This window comes from Agrobacterium tumefaciens (assembly GCF_013318015.2).
Classification (GTDB): domain Bacteria; phylum Pseudomonadota; class Alphaproteobacteria; order Rhizobiales; family Rhizobiaceae; genus Agrobacterium; species Agrobacterium tumefaciens.
Genome location: NZ_CP115842.1, coordinates 597,470 through 623,419, shown reverse-complemented (window position 1 = coordinate 623,419; position 25,950 = coordinate 597,470). Strand labels below are relative to the sequence as shown.

Here is a 25,950-nt window from a genome sequence, read left to right as displayed (position 1 = left end):
GGCTATCCCCGTTTTCTCTGAAAACTCCTGGTCATCACCGCCTTGTGTGCCGTCTCGCTTCACGGCCACGAAGAAAGCATTGACGTTCGAACCAAAAATGGAATAAATATATCGAACAACAGAAATTCGGTTTCATTATTCCGTTTTCTGGATGTGAGGAGTTAGCGGCGGGCTCTCGGGTCCGTTTCCGGCTGGGAGAGGTGGCGCTGGACACCGAGGAGGAGAAAACAATGAAAAAGCTTATTATCAGTGCGGCTATGTCTGTGCTTTTGGGCACGGCGGCACATGCCGAGACCGTCGGTGTTTCGATGGCCCTGTTCGACGACAACTTCCTGACCGTGCTGCGCAACGGCATGCAGGATTATTCCAAGGAGCTGAAGGGCGTCACCCTGCAAGTTGAGGACGCGCAGAACGACGTTGCCAAGCAGCAGAGCCAGATCCAGAATTTCATCGCCTCCAAGGTCGATGCGATCATCGTCAATCCGGTTGATACGGATGCGACGGCGGCCATGTCGAAACTTGCTGCTGAAGCCAAGATTCCGCTGGTTTACGTCAACCGCCAGCCGGTAAACGTGGATTCCCTGCCAGACGGCCAGGCCTTCGTGGCATCGGAAGAAACTGTGGCCGGCACGCTTGAAACCAAGGAAGTCTGCCGCCTTCTCGGTGGCAAGGGCAAGGCCGTGATCATGATGGGCGAGTTGTCCAATCAGGGCGCGCGCATGCGCACGCAGGCCGTTCACGATGTTCTGAAAACCGATGAATGCAAGGGCATTTCCGTGGTTGAAGAGCAGACGGCCAATTGGCAGCGCACGCAGGGTTCCGACCTCGTCACCAACTGGCTGTCCGGCGGTATCGAGTTCAATGCCGTCATTGCCAATAACGATGAAATGGCGATCGGCGCTATCCAGGCTCTGAAGGCCGCGGGCAAGGACATGAAGGAATATGTCGTTGCCGGTGTGGATGCCACGCAAGACGCTCTTGCCGCCATGCAGGCAGGCGATCTCGACGTGACGGTCTTCCAGGATGCGGCTGGCCAGGGCAAGGGTGCTCTCGATGCCGCACTGAAGCTCGTCAAGGGCGACAAGGTGGATAAGAAGGTCTACATTCCCTTCCAGCTCGTTACCCCGGAAAACGTCAAGGACTACGTAGCCAAGAACTGACGACCCTTTACCGGCATTTGCGACCGTTTCAAGCAATATCGGAAGCAAATGCCGGTTCTGGACGGCAGTCGGCGTCTCAGACGCCGAGTTGAACCAGGCTAGAATAGTATTTCAGTGAATTCAAAGTGTTACAGCGCTTATGTGTGTCTTGATCGGCACGGTGCTGTAGGCCTCCCCGGAGGATGGGCGCCTTTTGGCGAAACCTCTTCCCCGGTCATTTTTGTCTATCGTGGAGGATAAGATGGTCGTCAGCCCATCGACAATGGCCGCCGTGCGCGCCAGCGGCGCCGTGCCCAATGCAGAATATCTTCTCGCAGCGGACGGCATACGCAAGGAATTTCCCGGCGTTGTCGCGCTGGATGACGTTTCGTTCCACCTCAAGCGCGGCACCGTGCATGCGCTGATGGGTGAGAATGGCGCCGGTAAATCGACGCTGATGAAGATTCTGGCAGGTATCTACCAGCCGGACGTCGGAGAAATTCGCCTGAAGGGCGCTGCGATACGCCTTGATTCACCGCTTGATGCGCTCGAAAACGGCATTGCGATGATCCATCAGGAACTCAACCTGATGGCCTATATGACGGTAGCGGAAAATATATGGATTCGCCGCGAGCCGAAAAACCGACTGGGCTTTATCGACCATGGCGAAATGTATCGCCGCACCCAGACATTGCTCGAAAGGCTCGGTATCGATCTCGATCCGGAAATGCGTGTCGGCGAACTATCGGTCGCAAGCCGGCAGATGGTCGAAATCGCCAAGGCGGTTTCCTACGACTCCGACGTTCTCATCATGGACGAACCGACGTCAGCGTTGACTGAGCGCGAGGTGGAACATCTGTTCCGCATCATCCGCGACCTCAGGGACCGCGGTATCGGCATCGTCTACATCACTCACAAGATGAATGAGCTTTTCGAGATCGCCGATGAGTTTTCCGTCTTTCGCGACGGCAAATATATCGGCACCCACGCGTCCACCGATGTGACGCGAGACGACATCATCCGCATGATGGTGGGGCGCGAAATTACCCAGATGTTCCCGAAGGAAGAGGTTCCGATCGGCGATGTGGTGCTGTCGGTCAAGAACCTGACGCTGAACGGCGTCTTCCATGACGTGTCATTTGATGTTCGCGCCGGGGAAATTCTAGGTGTCGCCGGCCTTGTCGGTTCTGGCCGCTCGAACGTGGCGGAAACGGTGTTCGGCGTTACGCCGGCGTCTTCGGGCACTGTGGAAATCAACGGCAAGCCTGTGTCGATCGCAAGTCCGACAGAGGCGATCCGTCACCGCATGGCGTTCCTGACGGAAGACCGCAAGGATACCGGCTGCCTGCTGATTCTCAATATTCTTGAGAATATGCAGATCGCGGTTCTACAGGACAAATATGTCGCCAACGGCTTCGTGCAGGAAAAGACGCTTTCGGAAGCCTGCGACGACATGTGCCGCAAGCTCCGGGTCAAGACGCCCAATCTTTACGAGCGCATCGAAAACCTGTCGGGCGGCAATCAGCAGAAGGTGCTGATCGGGCGCTGGATGCTGACACAGCCACGTATCCTCATTCTGGATGAGCCGACGCGCGGGATCGATGTCGGGGCAAAAGCCGAAATCCACAAGCTGGTCGGCGAGATGGCGCGCAATGGCGTCGCCGTCATCATGATTTCCTCCGAAATGCCGGAGGTTCTGGGCATGAGCGACCGTATCATGGTCATGCATGAAGGTCGCGTGACGGGCTTTCTTGACAGAAGTGAAGCCACACAGGTGAAGGTGATGGATCTCGCATCGCGGTGAGGCGCGCCGGGATTTCTCGAGGAGGAATGACTATGAATACGAACGCCGCCGCCAACGCAGAGTTGGATGCAAAATCTGGGCGCAAGCCGCATAGGCGCATACCGCCCGAAGCAAATATATTTTTCGTGCTGATTGGCATCGCGCTGGTTTACGAAATTCTTGGCTGGATTTTCATCGGCCAGAGCTTTCTGATGAACCAGCAGCGCCTGACGATCATGATCCTGCAGGTGTCCGTCATCGGCATCATCGCCGTCGGCGTCACGCAGGTCATCATCACCGGCGGCATCGATCTGTCCTCCGGTTCGGTCGTCGGCCTGACGGCGATGTTGTCCGCCAGCGTGGGGCAGTCCTCCACATGGCCGCGGGCGCTTTATCCGGGTCTGACCGATCTGCCTTTCTTCATGCCGCTGGCTGTCGGCATTCTGGCTGGCGCCTTGGCCGGTTTCATCAACGGGCAGCTTATAGCACGCACGAAAATCCCGCCCTTCATCGCAACCCTGGGCATGATGGTGACGGCGCGCGGCCTTTCCAAATGGTACACCAAGGGCCAGCCGATTTCCGGTCTGACCGACGGTTTCACCTTCATCGGTACAGGTGTCTGGCCGGTCGTGGTTTTCCTCGTCGTCGCGGTTATTTTCCACGTTGCGCTACGTTACACCCGTTACGGCAAGTTCACCTATGCCATCGGCGCCAACCAGCAGGCCGCCCGCGTTTCCGGTATCAATATCGAGGCGCATCTGATCAAGGTCTACGCCATTGCCGGCATGCTGGCCGGTCTTGCTGGTGTCGTCACCGCTGCCCGTGCACAGACGGCGCAGGCCGGCATGGGTGTGATGTATGAACTCGACGCCATCGCCGCGGCCGTTATCGGCGGCACTTCGCTCGCCGGCGGTGCTGGCCGTATTACCGGCACAGTGATCGGCACCATCATTCTCGGTGTCATGACATCCGGTTTCACGTTCCTCAGGGTCGATGCCTATTACCAGGAGATCGTCAAGGGACTGATCATCGTGGCTGCGGTCGTCGCTGACGTCTACCGCCAGAAGAAACGCGCAAAACGCTAAGCACTCCTCCTCCCGGACCTGGGGCAGGCCTTCAGGCTTGCCCCTTTTTTTGTCCTATCGACAAGGACCTTGGAGGGGAGGGGTCGGTTTCAGGTCTTGCTGTTCCGGTACTCGTGAACTGCCCTGCCGAAAGCTTCAAACAAAGCGCGCGAGGGTGCGTCTGTCTCGGCCCAATATTCCGGGTGCCATTGCACACCAACGGCAAAGCCCTTGGCATCGATGACGGAAACGGCCTCGATCGTGCCGTCTGCCGCTGTCGCCTCCACCTGCAGGCGTGGCGCGGTCTCGGCAATTGCCTGCCGATGCAGCGAATTGATCTGGATTTCTCCCGACATGCCAAGATGCTGTGCAATGCAGGAGCCTTCGCGCACATGCACCGGCTGGCGGATGGCGAAGGCCACGTCGCGGTCCTCATGTTCCGGCTTGCGGTGGTCCCAAATTCCGGGCTGTTCCTGAATTTCGGAAGCAAGCGTGCCGCCCAGCGCGACGTTCAGCTCCTGAATGCCGCGACAGATGGCAAGCATCGGAATGCCGCGTTCCAACGCCCGGCGGATCAGCGGCAGGCTGGTGGCGTCGCGGGCTGGATCGAACGGGCCGTCACTCTCCTGTGCCTCTTTTCCGTAAAGAGAAGGGTGGACATTTGTGGCCGAGCCGGAGACGAGCAGGCCATCGACCCGGTCGAGGATGGCATCGACCTCATTGCCGTCCTCGAAGGCCGGAACGATGAAGGACATGACGTCAGCCACCCTCAGCGCCGCGGAAAGATACTGGTTCTGCGCGGCGTGCCAGTCGGCTCCGGTGAAATGCCGGATGTCGGCGGGGACGGCGATTATCGGTTTTGGCATGGTGGCTCCGGGGGGCGAATCTTCGAAAATTTGTGCGACTGCCAGCGGGCCAAGTCAAGCATGTGTTTCGTCATCGGAACGCAATATATGCGGCTAAAGTATAAGGCGGCGTCGCGATATTTCAGTTGCAAATAAAATAGCGAAGAGGCCGCCGAAAAAATCCTGATATGGCTGGTTTTCCGGCAATTAATTCTTGACGCGGGTGCTTGTCAGCTGGGCGGTAACCGTGCTTACTTTGCTGCGATGCCTGAACAGCACGAGGGGAATTCAAGCTGCGGGCAGCGTTGATATCTGGGAGGATATAGATGGATCGCCGTTCCTTTATGAAAAAAGGTGCGCTGGCGGGGGCTGCTGCGACAGCCTTGGCTGCGCCCGCAATTGCACAACAGAATACCAAGATCACTTGGCGACTGACGTCGTCGTTTCCGAAGTCTCTCGATACAATCTATGGCGGCGCCGAGGATATTGCCAAACATGTGGCGGCCGCTACCGACGGCAATTTCACCATCCAGCCCTTTGCGGCTGGCGAAATCGTGCCCGGCCTGCAAGCAGCCGATGCCGTATCATCGGGTACGGTGGAAATGTGCCATACCTGCTCCTATTATTACGTCGGCAAGGATCCGACCTTCGCTATCGGCACGGCGATACCGTTCGGTCTTAATGCCCGCCTGACCAATTCCTGGTTCTACGAAGGCAACGGCAACAAGCTGCTCAACGAGTTTTACGCCAAGCATAATCTCTACGGCATGATATCAGGCAATACCGGCGCCCAGATGGGCGGTTGGTTCCGCAAGGAAATCAACACCGTCGACGATTTCAAGGGCGTGAAGATGCGCATTGCCGGTCTTGCCGGCAAGGTGGTGGAAAAGCTCGGCGTGGTCCCGCAGCAGATCGCCGGCGGCGATATCTATCCGGCGCTGGAAAAAGGCACCATTGATGCCGCCGAATGGGTTGGTCCGTATGACGACCACAAGCTCGGTTTCCAGAAGGTGGCGAAATATTATTATTACCCGGCCTTCTGGGAAGGCGGCCCGGTCATCCATTCCTTCGTCAATCTGGACAAGTGGAACAGCCTGCCGAAGAACTACCAGACGGTGCTGCAGGATGCCTGCGCTTTCGCCAATACCAGCATGATGGCGAAATACGACGCGAAAAACCCGATCGCCATCAAGCAGCTGGTTTCGGAAGGTGCCGTGCTGCGGCCCTTCAGCCAGGAAATCCTCGAGGCCTGCTATAAGGCAGCGTTGGAAGTCTATGCCAATATTTCAGCAACCAACCCGGACTTCAAGAAGATCTACGAGGATCAGGTCGCCTTCAAGCGCGAGGGTTACCTGTGGATGCAGCTTGCGGAATATACTTTCGATACTTTCATGATGATCCAGCAGCGTAACGGCAAGCTCTGATTATTCGGTGCGGCGGACCGGACAAAAGCCTCGGGGACTTCGGTCCCCGGGGTTTTTGTTGTGCCGTCGCGCCTGCATCCGCCCGATAGGAAAGGGCGATTGACGATCAGGGCTGTCGGAAGCAAGAGCAGCAGCCTCAATAACCAGGCGTAGTCCCGGCAAGGATTGGCTACGCCGACCTCGGAAAAACCGGACAGGCTGGTCGATGACTGTCAGGTTCAATTTTCACACAGAGTAAATGGAAGGCAGGGGTGCAACCCTGTCTTCCACTCAGCAATGATCAGTTCTCCGAAAAATCCGTAAAAGACGCCGGTTAAGGCCCGATCTTCGGTGGTTCACCGAGGTTGGGCATACCTGGCAACCCACCCGGCTGGCCTCCTGGCAGGCCGAAATTGGGCATGGTGTTGCCGCCCTGATTGCCGAAGGCAGGCACTTCGATCTTGATGGAGTTGAGGTCCACCTGGGGTGCTTTGTCCAACCAGTAGGTGACGGATTCCGGCCAGAAGATCACGATGGCGACGAGGATGAGCTGCATGCCGAGCCAGGGAATGGCACCCATGTAGATATCCGAGGTCTTGACCGTGCGCGGCGCGATTGAGCGCAGGTAGAACAGCGCGAAACCGAAGGGCGGGTGCATGAAGCTGGTCTGCATGTTGATGCAGATCAGCACGCCGAACCAGATCAGGTCGATGCCGAGCGCCTGCGCGATGGGTGCGAGCATCGGGATAACGATGAAGGCGATCTCGAAGAAATCGAGGAAGAAGGCGAGGAAGAAGATGAAGATGTTGACGAAGATCAGGAAGCCGATCGGGCCGCCCGGAATGCCCGACAACATGTGTTCGATCCACAGCGAACCGTCCATGCCCTGAAAGACGAGGGAAAAGCAGGTGGCGCCTACCAGAATGAACACCACCATGGACGTGATGTGCATGGTGGAATGCATGCCCTGCTTGACGAGATCCCAGGTGAGGCGGCGGTGGGCTGCGGCCAGCGCCATGGCGCCGACGACGCCGAGCGCGCCGGCTTCCGTTGGTGTTGCAAGGCCGAGGAAGATGGTGCCGAGCACGAGGAAGATCAGCACGATGGAGGGCACCATGCCCGCCAGCACGCGAAATACCAGTGCACGGTTGAGTTCGCCCCGCGCTTCTGGCGGCAAAGCAGGCAAATCCTTCGGCCGCACGATCGACATGAACAGGATGAAGAGCATGAAGATGGCGACTTGCAGGATCGACGGGCCGATTGCGCCGAGATACATGTCGCCGACGGATTTACCGAGCTGGTCGGCAAGAACGATCAGCACGAGCGAAGGCGGAATGACCTGCGTGATGGTTCCCGACGCGGCGATGACGCCGGTGGCGAGGCGCGGATTGTAACCGTATTTCAGCATGATCGGCAGCGAGATGACGCCCATGGTGATGACGGAGGCGGCAACCGTGCCGGTGATCGCGCCAAGGATTGCGCCGACGATGATGACGGCATAGGCGAGGCCGCCCGGAATGGCGCCGAACAGCTTGCCCGTGCCTTCAAGCAAATCTTCGGCAAGCCCGCATCGCTCCAGGATCGCGCCCATGAAGGTGAAGAACGGAATGGCGAGCAGCAGGTCGTTCGAGACGATGCCGAAGATGCGCAGCGGCAAGGCCTGAAGGAAGGCCGGCGAAAAATGCTCGGTGAAGATGCCGATGACGCCGAAAACCAGACCGACGGTGGCAAGAGAGAAAGCAACCGGAAATCCGTAGAGCATGAAGATGATCATGCCGAGGAACATCAGTGGCGGAAGAATTCCATATTCGAACATGGGAAATATCCTGAAGGTTCAGATCGCGGCGATCATTGCAGGGGTTTTTCGTACTTCGTATCGAGCGCATAAAGCCCGTTGAGGGCGCCGATGCGCTTGATGAGTTCGGAAAATCCCTGAAGAACCAGAAGGGCGAAACCGGCGAAGATGATGAGTTTCACCGGCCAGCGGATGAGCCCGCCGGCATTGGAGGACATTTCGTTCTGATGCCAGGAAAGCATGAACATCGGCCAGGAAAGCCAGGCCAGATAAAAGCAGGCGGGCATGAGAAAAAGTACGATGCCGATGATGTCCACCCACAGGCGCGTGCGAGACGAGATAGCCCCGTAGATGATGTCCACCCGCACATGTTCATTCATGCGCAGCGTATAGGAGGCACCCACCAGCACGATGAAGGCAAACATGTACCACTGGATTTCGAGCCAGCCGTTTGAACTATAGTTGAAGGTATAACGCACCATGGCGTTTCCGGCGCTGACGAGGCAGCAGACAAGCACCAGATAACCGGCGACCTTGCCCAGAGCTTCGCTGACAAGGTCGATCAGCGCACTTAATTTCAAAAGCGGTTTCATGACTTTCCCCTCTTCCCTTGCCGGGCCCTTTGCGGGTTATGGTGGCAAGCAAGCCGGTCGGCCATCGTGACGGGCACGCCTCCACGCGTATCCGCACAGCCAAATTCCGGCGTTCCTCCCCACAGAATCCCGTGTATGGGCAGGCTGTCCGAAAAGCAACCAAAACCACTATTAAACCGGCCGTATGGCCGCCGTTTTCAACCGTTTACAAAAGAATGTTGCACGACGGCACGCTTTGCACGGCATACCGTTTGCCCCGCTTGTCATCGATGTTCTTTCGTGTGGAACGCATTGCACTTTTCGCCGACTTCATGTTACCTCTGGCTCCGGAGAATCCGGCATGGGCCCGTTATCGTCCGCAGGGCAAATTGTCTTGTGCGGCGGGTATGGCGGATGGAGCAGAAGGGGAAGCGGAATGAGCGAACACCACACAGGTCCGGTTGAAGTTGGCGCCGAGATGAACTACGCCGAGCATGAAAAGACCTACAACGCTTTTCTTGCCATGACGAAGTACGGTACGATGCTGGTCTGCGTGCTGATGCTGGCCATGGTCGCGGGTTTCTTTACGTCCGTGGGTTTCCTTGGCGGCCTTATCGTTTTCCTCGTGCTTTCGGCTGCGGGTTTCATTCTGCTGCGCTGAGCAACGCTGTTCACAAGCGTGTCGCGGCGCGGACGTTGCGATGCCTTGCAACCGGCAAGCCCAAACCTGGAAAGGCGAAGCAATGAAACGCCTGTTTGCCTGGCTGTTATTGCTGGCGGTTATGTCTCATCCCGCTTTGTCGCGCGATCTTTTGCCGTCTGAGCAAGACAAGCTGCAAACACAGATAGAGCGGTTCAGCGCCGCCTTGAATGCGCAGGATTTTGATTTTGTCGGCCGGACGGTGCCGCCGAAAATCTTTGAATTCATTGCAAACGACGCGGGTGTTTCCGTCGGGCAGTTGCGTAGCGCTCTGACCACGCAGATGCAAATGGCGCTTGCAGCGGTCAAGATCACCGAATTCACCATGGACACGGCGGCGATCAGTGTGCAGCAGACGCCTGATGGAACGCCCTATGCGCTCGTTCCGACGAAAACGGTGATGGAAACCGGCGGCCAGACGATCGAAGCGAAATCCCATACCCTGGCGCTTATCGACGGTACGCAATGGTACTTGCTGCGTGTGAGCGATCAGCAGCAGGTGACCATCCTGCGAAAGGTCTATCCATCCTTCGCCACGGTGGAGTTTCCGGAAGATTCCGTACAGCAGGTGAAATAGCGCGCGGGCGTCCGCTAAACCGTAGAAACTCTAACCGGCTTGAAACCGGATTTCCGCATTGTCAGGAAAAACGCCCCGGACGGAACGGATCGACCGATATTGCGGTCTCCTCGCCGTTTGCCAGTTGCGTCACGAGGCGGGCGGTAGCTGCCGATTGCGTCAGCCCCAGATGGCCGTGGCCAAAGGCATAGATGACGGAAGGTGTGGTGCGCGCCGTGCCGATGACGGGAAGACAGTCCGGCATCGAAGGGCGGAACCCCATCCATTGCTGGCCGCCTTCAACCTTGAGACCGGGCAGGAAACGCCCGGCTTTCTTGAGCATGGCCTCGGATCGCTTGAAATTCGGCTTCAACTCCAGACCGCCCAACTCGACTGCGCCGCCAACGCGGATGCCGGAAGATAGCGGTGTAACGACAAAACCGTGGTCGTTGAAATAAAGCTGGCGCGTGAGGTTGAAGGCGCCGGCGGGCAGGGTGGTGTTATAGCCGCGTTCGGTTTCCAGCGGCACGATGTTGCCAAGTGTTGCGGCAAGCGGCTTGGACCACGCGCCGCAGGCGATCACCACCTTGTCGGCGTCAATCTTGTCGCCGTTTTCCAGGGTCACGATCGTACTTTCGCCGACGGCGTCGATGCGTTCTGCCTCGCCCTTGCGCAGCTTTCCGCCACGGGCGATCACCAGGTCGAAAATGGCACGGGTGAAGTCGTAGGGATCGGAGACCTGCAAGCCATCAGGCGAGAACATGGCGTGGCGGAATTGCGGGGCAAGACCCGGCTGCAACTCGTCTATCTCGTTGCGGGCGACACGCTTGGAAGAGAAGCCTTCCTGTTCCTTTTCATCCCAGTCCTTGCGGGCAGCGTTGAGGCTGGCTTCGCTGTCGTAAAGATCGAGCGTGCCGGTTTTCGCGACAAAGTGCGAGAGCTCCGGCATGGCAGCGACATGGGCCATTTCGGTGGCAGACAGCCGGTTGATCTCGCTGAGCGTTCTCAGGCCGTGGCGAAAGTTGCGCTCAGCGCTGGCGCGCCAGAAACGCCACAGCCACGGCGCGATCTTCGGCGCATAGGCAGGCGGCACGCTGAGCGGGCCGAGCGGATCGAAAAGCCAGCGCGGTGCTTTTCTCATGATGCCGGGGGCGGGAATGGGGATGATTTCGGGAAAGGCGAGGATGCCGGCATTACCGGAGCTTGCGCCCCGGGCAACTTCACCGCGCTCCAGAAGAAAGACCTCACGCCCGGCATTTTGCAGGTAAAGCGCCGCCATGGAACCGATAATGCCGGTGCCGATCACCAGCACGTCGCATTTCAGGGTTTTGGTCATCGGCGCTCCTGCAACACAAATCTTTCAAGCCCGCCATAACAATGAATGCCGTATCGATGAAAGCCCGTATCGCTCTGCGGAGGCAGAAATATCAGCACTGTGGCAAATAAGCGGTTCTCATCCGGTGCGGACGGGTTGGTAAAGGCAGCTCGGTCTGAAGTATTCTTGCCAACAGTTTCGGTCATTGGACCAATAGTTATGGGTCATCATTAATTGCTATTTAACGGTGTCCGGCTAGGTTTCGCTTACACGCAGACCGATCCTTTATTTTCATCTCTTTGGCATCGAGGAGGAAAGGTCCGCATACAAGTTATTGTTGGGAGTTCAAAGACATGTCTCAATTTTTCAAACTCGGTACGGACGCATCTGCGGTACTTGATGCCCTAAGCCGCTCGCAAGCCATCATCGAGTTCGATCTGACTGGCAAAATTCTGAAAGCGAACGACAATTTCTGCAAGGCGGTCGGCTATCAGCAATCAGAAATCATCGGACGCCCCCATAGCATGTTCCTGTCCCCCGAAGATGCAGCGTCACCCGAATACAAGGCCTTCTGGGCGAAACTCTCACGCGGCGAATACGATCAGGGCCAATATCGGCGGCGGTCGAAAACCGGCGACGACATCTGGATTGAAGCCTCCTACAATCCGGTTTTTCGTTTCGGCAAACCTTACAAGGTGGTCAAGATCGCTTCCGATATCACGGCGACGAAGCGCCGAAGCACCGAGGATAACGGCAAGCTGGCAGCGCTTTCGCGTGCGCAGGCGATGATCGAGTTCACTCCCGAGGGGAAAATTCTCTCCGCGAATGAGAACTTCCTGACAGCACTCGGCTACACGGCGGAAGAGATCATCGGCAATCATCATTCGATGTTTTGCGAGCGTGGCTACGTGCAGTCCGAAGAGTACCGCAATTTCTGGAAGGATCTTGGTAAGGGAGAGTTCTCGACCGGTCAGTTCATGCGGCTCGGCAAGAACGAAAAACGCGTCTTCATCCAGGCGTCCTACAACCCTATCATCGACGAGCGGGGAAAAGTCGTCAAGGTGGTGAAATTCGCCTTCGATGTAACGGACCGCGTCCATGCGGTGGAAGAACTGGGCGCTGCGCTTGAGCGTCTTTCCCAGTGCAACATCCGCGTCACGCTCGATAAGCCTTTCGTGGGTGAGTTCGAGGGGCTGAGACGGGATTTCAACAAGTCCATCGCCGAATTCCAGAAAACCCTGGAAAATGTTCTTGGGCAGACCGATGACCTGACCAGAAGCAGCCAGGAAGTCAGCGAAGCCTCTGTTCATCTCGCCGAAAGATCGCGTGAGCAGGCCGTGGCGCTGGAGGAAACCTCGGCGGCGCTGGAAGAAATCACCGCGACCGTACGGGCATCGACGGAAAACACCAAGGAAACCCGAAAACTCGTTCAGAGTGCGCGGACGTCAACGGCGGCTTCCACGGAAGTGGTTGGGCGTACCGTCAACGCCATGCAGCGCATCGAGACGGCATCGCGGGAAATCAGCCAGATTATCGGCGTTATCGACGAAATCGCCTTCCAGACCAACCTTCTTGCCCTGAATGCGGGCGTCGAAGCCGCGCGCGCGGGCGATGCCGGCAAGGGTTTTGCGGTCGTGGCACAGGAGGTGCGCGAACTTGCGCAACGCTCCGCCAGTGCCGCCAAGGAAATCAAGGCGCTCATCAACAATTCCGGCACCGAGGTTATGGAAGGCGTGCGGCTTGTCGGCGAGACGGGTGAGGCGCTGAAGCAGATCGATGCGCTGGTGAAGCACATTGACGGCAATGTCGATATGATCGCCAAGGCCGCCGATGAACAGGCCTTAGGCATCAGCGAAATCAACCGTGCAGTCAACCAGCTCGACCGGATGACGCAGGAAAACGCGGCGATGAGCGCGCGCACGACCGCCATTAGCGCTACCCTTGCCCAGGGTGCGGATGTGCTGGCGCAACTGGTCAGCCTGTTCAAACTGAACCGCCGCGCGACCCAGCGCGACGACGGGGCATCCATTTCATCCAACTCGTCGCGGACGAGCCACAGTGTGAAACTGTCGGGAAGGAAAGCAGCCTGACGGATCGGCGACAGCCTGCTTCCACGTGAGCCTCTTGTCATACGGATGCCCGTCGCCGGGCATCCGTTTTTTATGCCCGCAGGGCAGGCCTGTTGATGCCGAGATGGTCGCGCAACGTCGAGCCTTCGTATTCCTTGCGGAACAGGCCACGTTCCTGCAAGAGCGGCACGACTTCGCGGTTGAATTCTTCCAACCCGCCGGGGAAGAAGGGCGGCATGACGTTGAAGCCGTCGGCCGCGCCGTTCTCGAACCACTCCTGCATGCGATCCGCCACGTCCTTGGCCGTGCCCATGACGATATGGTGGCCACGACCAGCTGCAACGCGCAGCGCCAGTTCCCGGATCGTCAACTTTTCGCGGCGCGCCAGTTCGGTCAAAAGTTCGGCGCGGCTGCGCAACTGGTCGGAAATAGGCAGGTCCGGCAGCGGGCCGTCGAGATCATACTCGGTAAGGCTATGGCCGATGCGTTCCTCAAGCAACGGCATGGCGCTCTTGATGTCGGTCCAGCGGTTCAGCTCCTTCAGCTTCTCGCCGGCCTCTTCGAAGCTCTTGCCGATGATGGGCATGAAACCGGGCATCACGGCAACGGTTGCGGGATCGCGGCCGAATTTCTCCACTCGCGCCTTTAGGCTGGTGTAGAAGGCCTGCGCCTCGGAAATGGCCTGCTGGGCGGTGAAGACGATATCGGCAGTGCGGGCGGCGAGATCCTGCCCCGGGCCGGAGGAGCCGGCCTGAATGAGAACCGGGTGACCCTGCGGTGAACGCGGAATGTTCAGCGGACCCTTCACCGTGAAATATTTGCCTTCGTGATCGAGAATATGGACCTTCTGCGGATCGACGTAGCGGCCGCCTTCCTTGTCCTTGACGAAGGCGTCGTCGTCCCAGCTGTCCCACAGGCCACGCACGACGTTCACATATTCTTCCGCAACGGCATAACGCTCGTCATGCTCGGGATGACTCTTGGAGAAGTTCGCCGCCGTGCGGGCGTAGGAGGTGGTAACGATGTTCCACGCCGCACGCCCGTGGCTGAGATGGTCGATGGAGGCGAAGGCGCGTGCGGTGTGGTAGGGCTCACCATAGGTGGTGGAGGCGGTGGCGGCCAGTCCGATCTTGTTTGTCACCATGGCAAGCGCCGCAAGCAGGGTAAGCGGCTCGAAACGGGCGATCATCGAGGGATGGGCGTCGACGCCGCTTGTGAGACCATCGGCCAGAAAGACCATGTCGAACTTGGCATCTTCGGCCATTTTTGTGACACGGGTCAACAGGTCGAAATTCTCGCTGCCGGCTTCCGCATCCGGGTGACGCCAGCCGGAAACGTGGTGGCCGGCTCCTTGCAGGAACAGGCCAAGATGCATCTGTCTTTTGCGGGTATTCGTGGTCATGGTGATCATGCCTTTATTTCAGTCGTGTTATATTTGCGTTGCCAGAAGCACTTCTAGCTTCTTGAGGTCGGCTGAGGTTTTCATGGTCCGCACCAGTGCCGGAATTCCGGCGAATTTTTCATTGCCGCCGGTGGCGTCGGCAAATTTTTCCGTGGGGTCATCAATGCCGGGAAGACCGTCAATACGGCGCGACAGCACCGTGCCATCCTTCTTCGTCACGTCGATGACCACGAAACGGGTGGTAGGATCCGGCGAGAGGCGGCGGGCGGTCTCGTCGTGCCGGCGCGAGACTTTTGCGGAAAGTCCAAGCAGGTCGGCGCGTGCAGGGCGTTCGTCGAAATGGCTGATGCCGAGTGCGCCATCCGTCAGTGCGGCGGCAAAGACATATTCGGCGCTGAAACGCGCATCGATGCCCGTGGCGGGTGTGGCCGAACCCACAAGAGCGGCATCGCCTCCCGGGGGAAAGGTGATGACGACAGTTTCGATTTCATCTGGTGCCAGATCATTGGCGCTGCGCAGTGCAAGCGCACCAACGGCAACAGGGTGGCTGGCGGTGCAGCAGGGAAATGCCTTGAGCGTCAATCCGGGAGAGACGATCTGCCAGGGTGTACCCCAGCCGGACAGGAGCCGTTTCGGCTGTTCCGCGCCAAAGGCGAAGGCGGAATAAAAGCCGATAGGGTTTTCCAGAAAATCCTGCGCACCCTGAAAACCTGATCTTGCCAGCTGCGCGGCGGTGAGGCCAGCGCGTGTCGCAAGCCCGGCATGCAGGGGCTTCGCATCATAACCAAATTGCAGGCGAAGTCCGGCCGACTGCGTGGCGGCAAGGCCGAGTGCGATAGCGGTCGTCTGCGGGGTGAATTTCAGAAGATGGGCAATGGCCGCCGCCGCACCGATGGGGCCGAGGGTCGCGGTGGCGTGGAAGCCATTTTCGTAATGCTTGGTGCCGAGCGACAGGCCAAGCCTCGCCATGGTTTCCAGCCCGACAATATAGGCGGCGATAAATGCATCCGCCGTAGAGCCTTCCTCGACCGCAACAGCCAATAGAGCTGGAACGATGGCGACGGTGGGGTGGCCGCGCACGCTGCCATGGACGTCGTCATAATCCAGCACGTGCCCCGCATGACCATTGATGAGTGCGGCCGTGAAAGCATCCGTGCGCAGATCATGGCCGACAATGCCAGCCGTGCCGTATGTGCCTGACGTAAAGCTGTCGATGAGGATTTTCGTGCTTCGGTCGGAAGCGCCACCCAGCATACAGGCAAAAAAGTCGATCAGCGCCGTGCGGGCGATCGTCACAGCCTCTTCGTCGCGGAGCGGATCAGAGGCGGCGATGGCTTCTGCCAGATGAAGGGTGAGTTTTTCGTCGGCGGTCATGGCGTCAGATCCCTTCACCGTCGGCGACCCGTGCCACCTGTCCGCCGAGGCCCTTTACGAAGGCGTTGATACGCGGATTGGTCGACTTGTAGAAGATGTGCTCCGGCGTGCCCTGATCAACGATCAGGCCGTTTTCCGTGAAGACGATATTGTCGCTGATTTCCTCGGCGAAGCGCATTTCGTGGGTCACGAGAATGCTGGTCATGCCGTCATTGACGAGATCGCGGATGACGGCGAGCACTTCGCCCACGGTTTCCGGATCAAGTGCGGAGGTAACCTCGTCGAACAGCACCAATTCAGGCCGCATGGCAAGCGCGCGGGCAATGGCCACACGCTGCTGCTGGCCGCCAGACAGCTGACCGGGATAGGCATCCACCTTCTGCGACAGGCGGACTTTTTCCAGCAATTCGCGGGCATGACGCTCGGCTTCCGCCTTCGGCGTGCCGAGGATTTTAATCGGCGCGATTGTGATATTTTCCATGACAGTCAGATGCGGGAAGAGGTTGAACTGCTGGAAGACAATGCCGATGCGCTTGCGCAGCGTTATGCGCTCAGCTTCCGTTTTCAGCTGATCGACGCGGGTGCCCCCCACGGTGATCTTGCCAGATTGCGGAATGAGCAGGCCGTTGATGCAGCGCAGGATCGTGGATTTGCCCGAGCCGGAAGGGCCGATGATGGAGACGGCGTCGCCCTTGTTGACGGTGAGATCAATGCCTTTGAGCACTTGATTGTCGCCGAAGGACAGGTGCACGCCTTCCAGTTCAACCAGAGCTTTGGCGGCGGTTTGGGGGGCGGATGCGGACATGGTGTATTCCAATCAGCGGGAAGCGAAGCGCCGTTCAAGGCGCTGCGTGAAACGGGACACGGGATAGCAGAACAGGAAGAACGCCATCAGGACGGTGAGATAGACCACGACGGTGAAATCGTTGCGCTGCACGGCGGTGCTGGCATCGGTTGCGGCGTGGAGAAGCTCATGCACGCCGACCAGCGAGGCAAGCGCCGTGCCCATGGTGATGGAGGCGTAAAGGTTCATCCACGGCGGCAGCGAGCGCTTCACGCATTGCGGCAGGATGATCCAGCGCAGCGTCTGGTTGCGTGAAAACCCGAGGCCCTGCGCCGCTTCCCATTGTGCAGTGGGAATGGACTGGATGGCGCCTCGGGTGATTTCGGCGATGTGGGCGCTGGCCGGAATCGCAAGCCCGACCACGGCCTTGATCCAGTCTGGAAACGGAATGTAGTTGCCGAAGGCGACGATCTCGAAGGGGAAGATGTAGGTCGCGGCGAAAATCAGCACCAGATGCGGGGCGTTGCGGAAGATTTGCACGTAGGTGAGCGCCGGCGCGCGCACGAGGCGATAGGGCGCAAGCTCCATGATGCCAAGCACGACGCCGATGATGGTGCCGATGGCAATCGCCAGGATGCTGATCAGCACATTCATGGCAAAACCCTTGCCGAGATAGGGCAGCCATTCCAGCAGCACCTGTCCGAGCGAGGGATCGAGAACCAGCCACAGCACGACGGCAACCAGCACGCCGCACAGAAGAATGGTGCCGAAAGGCAGCTTCTTCGCCGCCTGTGTTGGAGAGACCACCGCGCTCATTGACCGAACCCCGGAACCGCAAGACGCCGCTCAAGCCACAGGCCCGCCCTTGCGACGATGAAATTGATGACAATGAAAAAGATGAGGATCACCAGCATCAGTTCGACCACATTGTCGCGCTGCGTCCAGATCAGGATCGAGGCATAGGTGATTTCACCGACCGCAATCGCCGAGCCGACGGTGGTGAGCTTCACCAGATTGATGAGATTGTTGATGATGGAAGGAAGTGCCGTGCGGATTGCCAGCGGAAATTCCACGTAACGTAAAATCTCGAAAGAGCTGAAACCGATGGCGCGTGCCGCTTCGATGGTGGTAGCCGGCACCGCCTCGATACCGCCGCGCAAGGCTTCCGCATGGAAGGCGGCAACGTGCAGGCCGGTGATGGCGACGACCCAGAAGAACGGGGTGAGCGGATTGTTCTGCGCGCCGCCGAGCGCGTTTGAAATCAACATGTTGAGCACAAGGAAACCACACATCAGCTGCACCAGCGTCGGCGTGTTGCGCGTCAATTCCACATAGGCGCGCACCGGACCGGCGAGCCAGCCTTTGCCTGACGTGAGCATGGCGGCGAAAATGAAGCCGAAAACGAGGCTGAGCGGCAGGGTGACGGCGACGAGGATGAGCGTCATCTTCATGCCGTCGAGCCATATCTGAACCTCGTAGCCGCTGTTCAGAAAGTCATAGTTGAGGCCTATGTGCGCGGCCAACTCTATGAAACGCGCTGTAAATCCATCCTGCATCGGATATCCATGCTGTTGTCGCGGCTGCCGCCCGGCAGGCGGTGCCAGAATGACCTGTCTTGCTATAAAGCAGAAAAGAACGGCGGGCGAAACCGGCCGTTCTCAGTGGTGAGAGAAATCTCCGTGATGGCAGATGCCCCTACGACATGCCGGTCCCCCGGACCAGGTCCGGGGTGGCGGAGCAAGCGGGATTGCCCAGCCTTTACTGCGCCGCGGAGAGCTTCGTCTTCTGCTCTTCCATGAAGCCGATGCTCGGCAGGCGGTTGGCCTTGGCGAATTCGATCATTTTGCCGGAAGCGTGCAGCTCCTTGACGATCTTGTCGAGCGCAGCCTGCGTGTCGGCCTCGCCCTTGCGCAGCCAGATGACGGAGTCAGAAGGGATAAGGTCGGTGGGGATCAGGATGCCGTAATCCTTCCACTCATCGGCGCGGTCCTGAAGCATCAGGCTCAGCGTGCCGTTGACGTGCACTGAGACATCGCAATTGCCGCCCTTCAGCGCGAGCAGCGATTCCGGCTGGCTCGGCAACGCCTTTACCTGCGCGCCATATTGCTCGATCAGCGGCTGGGTGTAGTTGGAGCCCTGCGATACGCAGGCAATCTTGCCCTTCAGGTCCGGCCAGTCCTTGATGCCCGAGTCCTTTCGACCGATGGCTGCGCCGCCCTGGCGGTCATAGGGGGTGGGCACGTAATCGAGCGTTTTGGCGCGCTCTTCCGTGTACTGCATGTTGGCGATCAGAATATCGACCTTGCCCTGCTGCAGGAACTGCACGCGGTTGGGCGGGGTCACGGTTTCGGTCACCAACTCCACACCGAGACCGGCGGCCAGCGCCTTGGCGACGTCGATGTTGAGGCCCTTCTGCTCCTGCGTCTTCGGATCGATGAAGCCGAAAGGCGCGCCGGACAGGATGACGCCGACGGTGAGCTTGCCGCGACCCTTGATACGGTCGAGCGTCGCATCCGCGTGAGCGGCGGTGGCCATCGAAGCGATGACGACGGTTCCGGCGATGAGTTTTGCGGCAAATCTGGAGAAGGAGAGGGCCATGGGTATTTCCTTTTGATTGTGGGTGGAAACTACATGAGGCGTCCGTCGAGAGCGAGAATTGGCGTTGCGCAAAAAATCGTATAAATAAAATCGTGTTCCAATAAGTTCTCTGGTGAGAAAAAATAACCTAATAATTTGAAATCGTAGAATCTTGTTCTTGCGGTGGCGGGGTTCGGCGCTTTGGCATATCCTCGCCACGGGGGAGAGGATATGTTGGCTATGCCTGGGCATCTTGAGCACCCTTCTCCCGAAGAGCGCTCCCACATCGTTACCGACCGGCGTTATAGGCCGCGATCGCCGCCATATTGACGATGTCGCTGTCCTTGGCACCCATCGAGGTGATCTGCACCGATTTGTCGAGGCCGACGAGAAGCGGGCCGATGACGGTCGCGCCGCCCAGTTCCTGTAGCATCTTGGTGGAGATCGAGGCGGAATGGATGGCTGGCATGACCAGCACGTTGGCCGCACCGGAAAGGCGGGCAAAGGGATACTGGCTCTGCATGCGATGATGGTTCAGCGCCACATCGGCCGACATTTCCCCGTCGACCTCAAAATTGACGTTGCGCTTGTCGAGGATTTTCACCGCTTCGCGCACCTTGTCGGAGCGTTCGCCAACCGGCTGGCCGAAGGTGGAATAGGCGAGCATCGCCACACGCGGTTCGTAGCCGAAACGGCGGGCGAGACCGGCTGCTTCCTCGGCGATATCGGCAAGGTCTTCGGCAGACGGCATGTCGTGCACGGCGGTATCTGCCACGAAGACCGTTCGGTTGCGCGACACGACCAGAGAAACGCCGATGACACGGTGGCCGGGTTTGGTGTTGATGCAGCGGCGGATATCCTCGAGCGCCGTGGAATAGTTGCGGGTAACGCCGGTGACCACGGCGTCCGCATCGCCCATCGCCACCATGCAGGCGGCGAAATGGTTACGGTCGTTGTGGATCAGGCGCTGCACGTCGCGCAGCAGGAAGCCGCCGCGCTGCAAACGCGCATAGAGATAATCGACATAGGCATCGACGCGGCTGGAAAGGCGGGCATTGGTGATCTCTATATTGGCGCGGTCGAGATCGATGCCTGCACGCTCCGCATTGGCCTTGATGATGTCGTCACGGCCGAGCAGGATGGCGGTGCCAAGCCCCTGCGCGGTAAACGAGATCGCTGCGCGCATCACCTGTTCTTCTTCCGCTTCGGCGAAAACGACCCGCTTCGGAGAGCGGCGCACACGCTCGTAAAGGCGCTGCGTGGTCGACGCCATGGGGTCGCGGCGGGCGGAAAGCTCGCGGGCATAGGCATCGAGATCGGGCAATTCGCGGCGAGCGACGCCGGTTTCGATGGCGGCCTTCGCCACGGCCACCGGAATGGCCGAGATCAGTCGGGGATCGAAGGGAACGGGAATGATATATTGCGATCCGAAGCGCGGGCGGTTGCCCTGATAGGCGGCGGCCACATCATCCGGCACATCCTCGCGGGCAAGATCGGCCAGCGCCTGTGCAGCGGCAATCTTCATTGCGTCGTTGATCTGGCTTGCACGGACATCGAGCGCGCCGCGGAAGATATAGGGAAAGCCGAGGACGTTGTTGACCTGGTTCGGATAATCCGAACGCCCCGTCGCCATGATGGCGTCGTCGCGGATGCGGGCGACTTCTTCCGGGGTGATTTCCGGGTCAGGGTTGGCCATTGCGAAAATGATCGGCTTTGGCGCCATGGAGCGGATCATCTCTTCGGTGAAGGCACCCTTCTGCGACAGGCCGAAGACGACATCCGCGCCCTTCATGGCCTCAGTCAGCGTGCGGTTGTCAGTCTTTACCGCATGGGCGGATTTCCACTGGTTCATGCCTTCGGTGCGGCCCTGGTAGATCACGCCCTTGGTGTCGCAAAGCGTGATGTTTTCGGGGTTGAAACCCATGGCCTTGATAAGGTCCATGCAGGCGATGGCAGCAGCACCTGCGCCGTTACAGACGAGCTTCGTCGTCTTGAAGTCTCGGCCTGTCAGTTCGATGGCGTTGATGAGACCGGCGGCGGCGATGATGGCGGTTCCGTGCTGGTCGTCATGGAAAACAGGAATGTCCATCAGCTCGCGCAGGCGGCTTTCGATGATGAAACACTCCGGCGCCTTGATGTCTTCCAGATTGATGCCGCCGAAAGAGGGGCCAAGGTAACGCACGCAATTGATGAATTCGTCGGCGTCTTCGGTATCGACCTCGAGATCGATGGAATCCACATCCGCAAAGCGCTTGAACAGAACGGACTTGCCTTCCATGACAGGCTTGGAGGCGAGCGCGCCGAGATTGCCGAGACCGAGGATCGCCGTACCGTTGGAGATCACTGCTACCATGTTGCCGCGTGTCGTATAATCGTAAGCGGTCGCCGGATTTTCGGCGATGGCTTTCACCGGCACGGCCACTCCCGGCGAATAGGCAAGCGACAGATCCCGCTGAGTCGCCATCGGCTTGGTCGGGGTGATTTCCAGTTTCCCCGGTCTGCCTTGCGCGTGGAAATCCAGTGCTTCCTGATCTGTAACCGATGTTCTGGGGCTGGCGGGCTTCGTCGTGTCGGACATGGGCTGAGTGTGCTTTCGTGTCGATAACAGTGCAAAAATATCCGTCGTTGTTATTGTATTTTTCGCGCGCGTGCCAAGCGTTGAATGTTGTTCAGTGCAGCAAATTTAGCCGTGGCGAAATTTGTGGCCGATTCAATCGATTAAGTGCGTATTGTCGGCATTATAGGTGGGACTGGTAGGCCTGCCGTACCATATTCACGAAGGCCTCCACGTGGAGGGCAAGCGGACCGCGTCTGACGACCAGCACGCTATCTGACCAGGCATCGGCGCTTTCGAGCGGCACACCTGTGATGCCCCTTGTGGAGCGCACGGTGCTTTCCGGCAGAATGGAAATTCCCGCGCCAGCTTCCACGAGGGCAAGGATGGTGTTGACGTTAGCGATGCGCATGCCGATTTCCGGCTCACAGCCTGCATCCTCGAAAAGGGAAAGCGCGCTGCTGCTGAGCCCCAGGCCGATCTCGTCCACCGGCAGCAGCAGTTTCTCCTGCACGATATCGCCAACCGAAACTCTGGGGCGGGAGGCGAGCGGATGGCGCTCCGGCAGGGCGACGCACAGTTTGGAGCGGTCGAAGGGCATGGCCCGCAAGCTCTGCGGCAATTGGGGCAGGGGTGCGCGAATGAAAGCGACGTCTGTCTTGCGCGTCGCCACCTGCTCGATCAATTGTTCCATCGTCATGCCGGGCAGGAGTTCAAGCGTCACCTCCCTGTGGTCGTTGCCATAGCGGGTGATCAGCGCCGGCAATTTTCGTTCCGCCATTACGCTGGTGCCGAAGCCGATGCGCAGCGTGCCGAGCTGGCCGCGCCTGATCTGGTGTGCCTTTTCCAGCGCCCCCTTGGTGCGGGCAAGAATTTCCTCCGCATCGAGCAGCATCGACTGCCCAGCCGGCGTAAGTTCCACACCGCGGTTGACACGGAGGAAAAGCTTGAAGCCCAGATTCTCTTCCAGTTGCCGGATACGCTGCGTTACGGCCGGTTGGGCGATGCCCAGCTGCAAAGCGGCCGCGCGGAAATTTTTGGCCCTTGCGGCTTCCACAAAAATGGCGAGCTGGCGAATATCCATCGGCGGAGAGGTCTTTGTGTTGTAGGTGTTGATATGGTATAAGCGCAGCTTATCAAAAATGCCCGTCTTGCGCATTGTCATCTTGTCGCAGGCGACGTTATACCGCACCGAGGTTTCGGTCGCCCAGTGCCCGCATGCGGGCCTCTGCGATACGAACTTGGGAGGATTTGTTCGAGCACATTGTCCGCCGTCCATTGGGGCCGGCGATAAACTGCAGTGAATGGGTCAAAATGACAGTCACCACGGAAGTCTCCCGCACCATTGTTCCCCATTTCGCCTCGTCGCCTTCAGCGCATCTTCGCTCAGCCGTAAGTGCGGCGGACTGTCTGGCCTTGGCCGGGCATTGAAAGATCATCGGGCGTCAGCCTTCGCGGCGGCTCTCCTAACCGGATATTTAATTTCATGAGTAAACCAGCAACCTCAACGTCGCTTGCAGCCAGATTATGGCTCTTCGTGCTCGGCGCCGTCATTGTCGCTGCGGGACTGTTCTTCGCCATTGGCGGTGGGCAACTCGCAACACTCGGCGGCAGCCTCTATTTTGTCTTGGCGGGTATCGCGCTGATCGTCTCCGGCTTGCTTATTCTCCTGCGCAAGCCTGCCGGCGCGCTCCTGTTCGGCCTTGTCTTCATCGTTAGCGGTGTTTGGGCAGTGTGGGAAGCCGGACTGCACTTCTGGCCGCTCATCTCCCGCCTGCTGGCGTTGGGCGTGGGCGCCACGGTGGTTGCGCTCTCCTATCCGCTGCTGCGGCGCGCGGCTGGCAAGACGCCAGCTTACGGCGCGTCCTTTGCCCTTGCTGGCGTTCTGGCCATCGCGTCCGCTGCCGGTTTTGCCGGCATGTTCGTGCCGCATCCGACCGTCGCCTTCAAGGGTGAGGTTGCTGCACTGACGCCGGTAACGCCGGAAAAAGAGCAGAAGAACTGGGAACATTACGGCAATACGGCGGGCGGCAGCCGCTTTGTTGCGCTTGACGAAATCAACCGCGATAACGTCAAGAACCTTGAGGTGGCATGGACCTATCGGACCGGCGACATCCCGATCAGCCCCGGCGCGAACGGTGCGGAAGATCAGGAAACGCCGCTTCAGGTCGGCGACACCGTGTTTGTGTGCACACCGCACAACAATGTCATCGCGCTCGACGCCGATACCGGCGCGCAGAAGTGGAAGACCGAAATCAACGCCAAATCCACCGTCTGGATGCGTTGCCGTGGTCTTGCCTATTTCGATGCCAAGGCGCCGCTGAAGCAGCCGACCGCTCCGGGCGCAACGCCTGTCACCCCGGCGATCGTAGCCGACGGCGCGCTTTGCCAGCGCCGCATTCTCATGAACACCATCAACGCGGAACTCATCGCGCTCGACGCCGACACCGGCGCGTTTTGCCCGGATTTCGGCACCAATGGCCGCGTCGATCTGAAGATCGGTCTTGGTGATGCGCCGGACCCGCAATATGTGCTGACATCGGCCCCCACACTGGCTGGCACCACCGTCGTGGTCGGCGGGCGTATCGCTGACAACGTACAGGTGGATATGCCTGGCGGCGTGATGCGCGGTTTCGACGTTGTGACGGGTGAGCTTCGCTGGGCTTTCGATCCCGGCAACCCTGAAATCACCAAACTGCCGCCCGAGGGCCAGACCTACACCCGTTCCACGCCGAACGTCTGGGCATCCATGTCCTACGATCCGGAGCTGAACACGGTCTTCATGCCGGTGGGCAGCCCCTCGGTCGATCTTTATGGCGCGACGCGCACACCGCTCGATCATAAATACGGCGCTTCCATGCTGGCGCTCGATGCCACGACCGGCCGCGAAAAGTGGGTCTACCAGACGGTTCATAACGACCTATGGGACTTCGACGTGCCGATGCAGCCGAGTTTCATCGATTTCCCGAAGGCTGACGGAACGACCGTTCCGGCTCTGGTCTTCGGTACCAAGGCCGGTCAGATCTATGTGCTGGACCGTGCGACTGGCCAGCCGCTGACCAAGGTGGAAGACGTTCCGGTCAAGGCCGGCAACATTCCGAACGAGCCATATGCACCAACGCAGCCGCGTTCGGTGGGCATGCCGCAAATCGGCGCGCAGACGCTGACGGAAGCCGATATGTGGGGTGCCACCCCTTTCGATCAGCTTCTGTGCCGTATCGCTTTCAAGGGCATGCGTTATGAAGGCCTCTATACGGCGCCAGGCACGGACCTCTCCCTCGCCTTCCCGGGTTCGCTCGGTGGCATGAACTGGGGCGGCATCTCGACTGACCCGACGACCAACACAATCTTCATCAACGACATGCGCCTCGGCCTGTGGATTGAGATGAAGGAAGCTGCTCCCACCAAGGCAACGGCAAGCGGCGGCGAAAGCGTCAATACCGGCATGGGCGTCGTTCCCATGAAGGGCACGCCCTATGCGGTGAACAAGAACCGTTTCCTGTCTGCTCTCGGCATTCCCTGCCAGGCTCCGCCCTATGGCTCGATGACTGCGATCGACATGAAGACGCAGCAGATCAAGTGGCAGGTTCCTGTCGGCACCGTTGAGGATACCGGTCCGCTTGGCATCAAGATGGGTCTGCCGATCCCGATCGGCATGCCTACGCTCGGCGGAACGCTTGCCACCCAGGGCGGTCTCGTCTTCATCGCCGGCACCCAGGATTATTATCTGCGCGCCTTCGATACGGCGACCGGCGAGGAAGTCTGGAAGGCCCGCCTTCCTGTCGGCAGCCAGGGCGGCCCGATGAGCTACAAGTCTCCGAAGACGGGCAAGCAATATGTCGTCATCTCGGCCGGCGGTGCACGTCAGTCTCCTGACCGTGGCGACTACGTGATCGCTTACGCGCTGCCGAACTGATCCTGACAGGTCATCGCTCTGAAAACGGAAACCCGGGCCATTCGCCCGGGTTTTTCTTTGCGGCCTGTCAAAGCCACTGAACTACCTTTGCGCGGAACCTCA

General features: G+C 59.1%; 20 protein-coding genes. 8 read left to right on the top strand and 12 right to left on the bottom strand.

Annotated features, from left to right (window positions below; genetic code table 11):
* Window positions 1–230 precede the first annotated feature (230 nt).
* The 3 genes from G6L97_RS16335 to G6L97_RS16325 all read left to right on the top strand — a co-directional run bounded on the left by G6L97_RS16335 (window position 231) and on the right by G6L97_RS16325 (window position 4,007).
* A complete protein-coding gene (locus G6L97_RS16335; RefSeq protein WP_003510994.1) occupies window positions 231–1,160 on the top strand; it encodes a sugar ABC transporter substrate-binding protein in 930 nt (309 codons plus the stop codon).
* Window positions 1,161–1,401: 241 nt separating this feature from the next.
* Window positions 1,402–2,943: a sugar ABC transporter ATP-binding protein gene (locus G6L97_RS16330; RefSeq protein ID WP_003510992.1), complete on the top strand. Its 1,542-nt coding sequence runs from the start codon at window positions 1,402–1,404 to the stop codon at window positions 2,941–2,943.
* Between the two features lie 32 nt (window positions 2,944–2,975).
* Window positions 2,976–4,007 (top strand): ABC transporter permease, encoded by a 1,032-nt coding sequence (locus tag G6L97_RS16325; protein ID WP_003510990.1) that lies wholly within the window; start codon window positions 2,976–2,978, stop codon window positions 4,005–4,007.
* Window positions 4,008–4,096: 89 nt separating this feature from the next.
* Here G6L97_RS16325 and G6L97_RS16320 read toward each other — a convergent pair whose 3' ends face one another.
* Window positions 4,097–4,852: a gamma-glutamyl-gamma-aminobutyrate hydrolase family protein gene (locus G6L97_RS16320; protein ID WP_035199479.1), complete on the bottom strand. Its 756-nt coding sequence runs from the start codon at window positions 4,850–4,852 to the stop codon at window positions 4,097–4,099.
* Between the two features lie 305 nt (window positions 4,853–5,157).
* Here G6L97_RS16320 and G6L97_RS16315 point away from each other — a divergent pair, with 305 nt between their 5' ends.
* Window positions 5,158–6,255 (top strand): TRAP transporter substrate-binding protein, encoded by a 1,098-nt coding sequence (locus tag G6L97_RS16315; protein WP_003510986.1) that lies wholly within the window; start codon window positions 5,158–5,160, stop codon window positions 6,253–6,255.
* A gap of 313 nt (window positions 6,256–6,568) precedes the next feature.
* Here G6L97_RS16315 and G6L97_RS16310 read toward each other — a convergent pair whose 3' ends face one another.
* Both G6L97_RS16310 and G6L97_RS16305 read right to left on the bottom strand, forming a co-directional pair.
* Entirely contained in the window at window positions 6,569–8,050 is a 1,482-nt protein-coding gene (locus G6L97_RS16310) for a TRAP transporter large permease (RefSeq protein WP_003510985.1), read from the bottom strand.
* Window positions 8,051–8,082: 32 nt separating this feature from the next.
* Window positions 8,083–8,622, bottom strand: coding sequence for a TRAP transporter small permease subunit (locus G6L97_RS16305; protein WP_003510982.1), 540 nt, complete (start codon window positions 8,620–8,622; stop codon window positions 8,083–8,085).
* Window positions 8,623–9,037: 415 nt separating this feature from the next.
* Between G6L97_RS16305 and G6L97_RS16300 the strand changes: the two genes are divergently transcribed.
* Both G6L97_RS16300 and G6L97_RS16295 read left to right on the top strand, forming a co-directional pair.
* Window positions 9,038–9,262, top strand: a complete 225-nt coding sequence (locus tag G6L97_RS16300) for an aa3-type cytochrome c oxidase subunit IV (RefSeq protein ID WP_003510978.1) — start codon at window positions 9,038–9,040, stop codon at window positions 9,260–9,262.
* An 82-nt stretch (window positions 9,263–9,344) separates the two neighbouring features.
* Window positions 9,345–9,878 (top strand): hypothetical protein, encoded by a 534-nt coding sequence (locus G6L97_RS16295; protein WP_035199477.1) that lies wholly within the window; start codon window positions 9,345–9,347, stop codon window positions 9,876–9,878.
* 61 nt (window positions 9,879–9,939) lie between these two features.
* Here the strand turns inward: G6L97_RS16295 and G6L97_RS16290 are convergent, their stop codons facing one another.
* The gene (locus G6L97_RS16290) at window positions 9,940–11,193 is read right to left on the bottom strand and encodes an NAD(P)/FAD-dependent oxidoreductase (RefSeq protein WP_035199476.1); all 1,254 of its coding nucleotides are present in this window, start codon (window positions 11,191–11,193) and stop codon (window positions 9,940–9,942) included.
* A 332-nt stretch (window positions 11,194–11,525) separates the two neighbouring features.
* On the opposite strand from G6L97_RS16290, the gene G6L97_RS16285 reads away from it, so the two are divergent.
* The gene (locus tag G6L97_RS16285) at window positions 11,526–13,262 is read left to right on the top strand and encodes a methyl-accepting chemotaxis protein (protein ID WP_019564699.1); all 1,737 of its coding nucleotides are present in this window, start codon (window positions 11,526–11,528) and stop codon (window positions 13,260–13,262) included.
* A gap of 70 nt (window positions 13,263–13,332) precedes the next feature.
* On the opposite strand, the gene G6L97_RS16280 is transcribed toward G6L97_RS16285, so the two are convergent.
* From G6L97_RS16280 to G6L97_RS16245, 8 genes are all read right to left on the bottom strand, one after another.
* Window positions 13,333–14,652, bottom strand: coding sequence for an LLM class flavin-dependent oxidoreductase (locus G6L97_RS16280; protein WP_035199474.1), 1,320 nt, complete (start codon window positions 14,650–14,652; stop codon window positions 13,333–13,335).
* A gap of 18 nt (window positions 14,653–14,670) precedes the next feature.
* Window positions 14,671–16,017: an MmgE/PrpD family protein gene (locus G6L97_RS16275; protein ID WP_174003442.1), complete on the bottom strand. Its 1,347-nt coding sequence runs from the start codon at window positions 16,015–16,017 to the stop codon at window positions 14,671–14,673.
* Window positions 16,018–16,021: 4 nt separating this feature from the next.
* The gene (locus tag G6L97_RS16270) at window positions 16,022–16,822 is read right to left on the bottom strand and encodes an amino acid ABC transporter ATP-binding protein (RefSeq protein WP_013761605.1); all 801 of its coding nucleotides are present in this window, start codon (window positions 16,820–16,822) and stop codon (window positions 16,022–16,024) included.
* Between the two features lie 12 nt (window positions 16,823–16,834).
* Complete coding sequence (locus tag G6L97_RS16265; RefSeq protein ID WP_013761604.1) at window positions 16,835–17,617, bottom strand: amino acid ABC transporter permease; 783 nt, start codon at window positions 17,615–17,617, stop codon at window positions 16,835–16,837.
* Complete coding sequence (locus tag G6L97_RS16260; protein WP_174003438.1) at window positions 17,614–18,357, bottom strand: amino acid ABC transporter permease; 744 nt, start codon at window positions 18,355–18,357, stop codon at window positions 17,614–17,616. Before G6L97_RS16260 ends, G6L97_RS16265 begins: the two co-directional genes overlap by 4 nt.
* 202 nt (window positions 18,358–18,559) lie before the next feature.
* Window positions 18,560–19,399 carry a transporter substrate-binding domain-containing protein gene (locus tag G6L97_RS16255; RefSeq protein ID WP_003510963.1) on the bottom strand — a complete coding sequence of 280 codons (840 nt, stop codon included), beginning with the start codon at window positions 19,397–19,399 and terminating at the stop codon, window positions 18,560–18,562.
* Window positions 19,400–19,667: 268 nt separating this feature from the next.
* Entirely contained in the window at window positions 19,668–21,956 is a 2,289-nt protein-coding gene (locus G6L97_RS16250) for an NADP-dependent malic enzyme (protein WP_003510961.1), read from the bottom strand.
* Window positions 21,957–22,116: 160 nt separating this feature from the next.
* The gene (locus G6L97_RS16245) at window positions 22,117–23,091 is read right to left on the bottom strand and encodes a LysR family transcriptional regulator (RefSeq protein ID WP_025595631.1); all 975 of its coding nucleotides are present in this window, start codon (window positions 23,089–23,091) and stop codon (window positions 22,117–22,119) included.
* 327 nt (window positions 23,092–23,418) lie between these two features.
* Here G6L97_RS16245 and G6L97_RS16240 point away from each other — a divergent pair, with 327 nt between their 5' ends.
* Entirely contained in the window at window positions 23,419–25,848 is a 2,430-nt protein-coding gene (locus G6L97_RS16240; protein WP_112178381.1) for a glucose/quinate/shikimate family membrane-bound PQQ-dependent dehydrogenase, read from the top strand.
* Window positions 25,849–25,950: the final 102 nt, after the last annotated feature.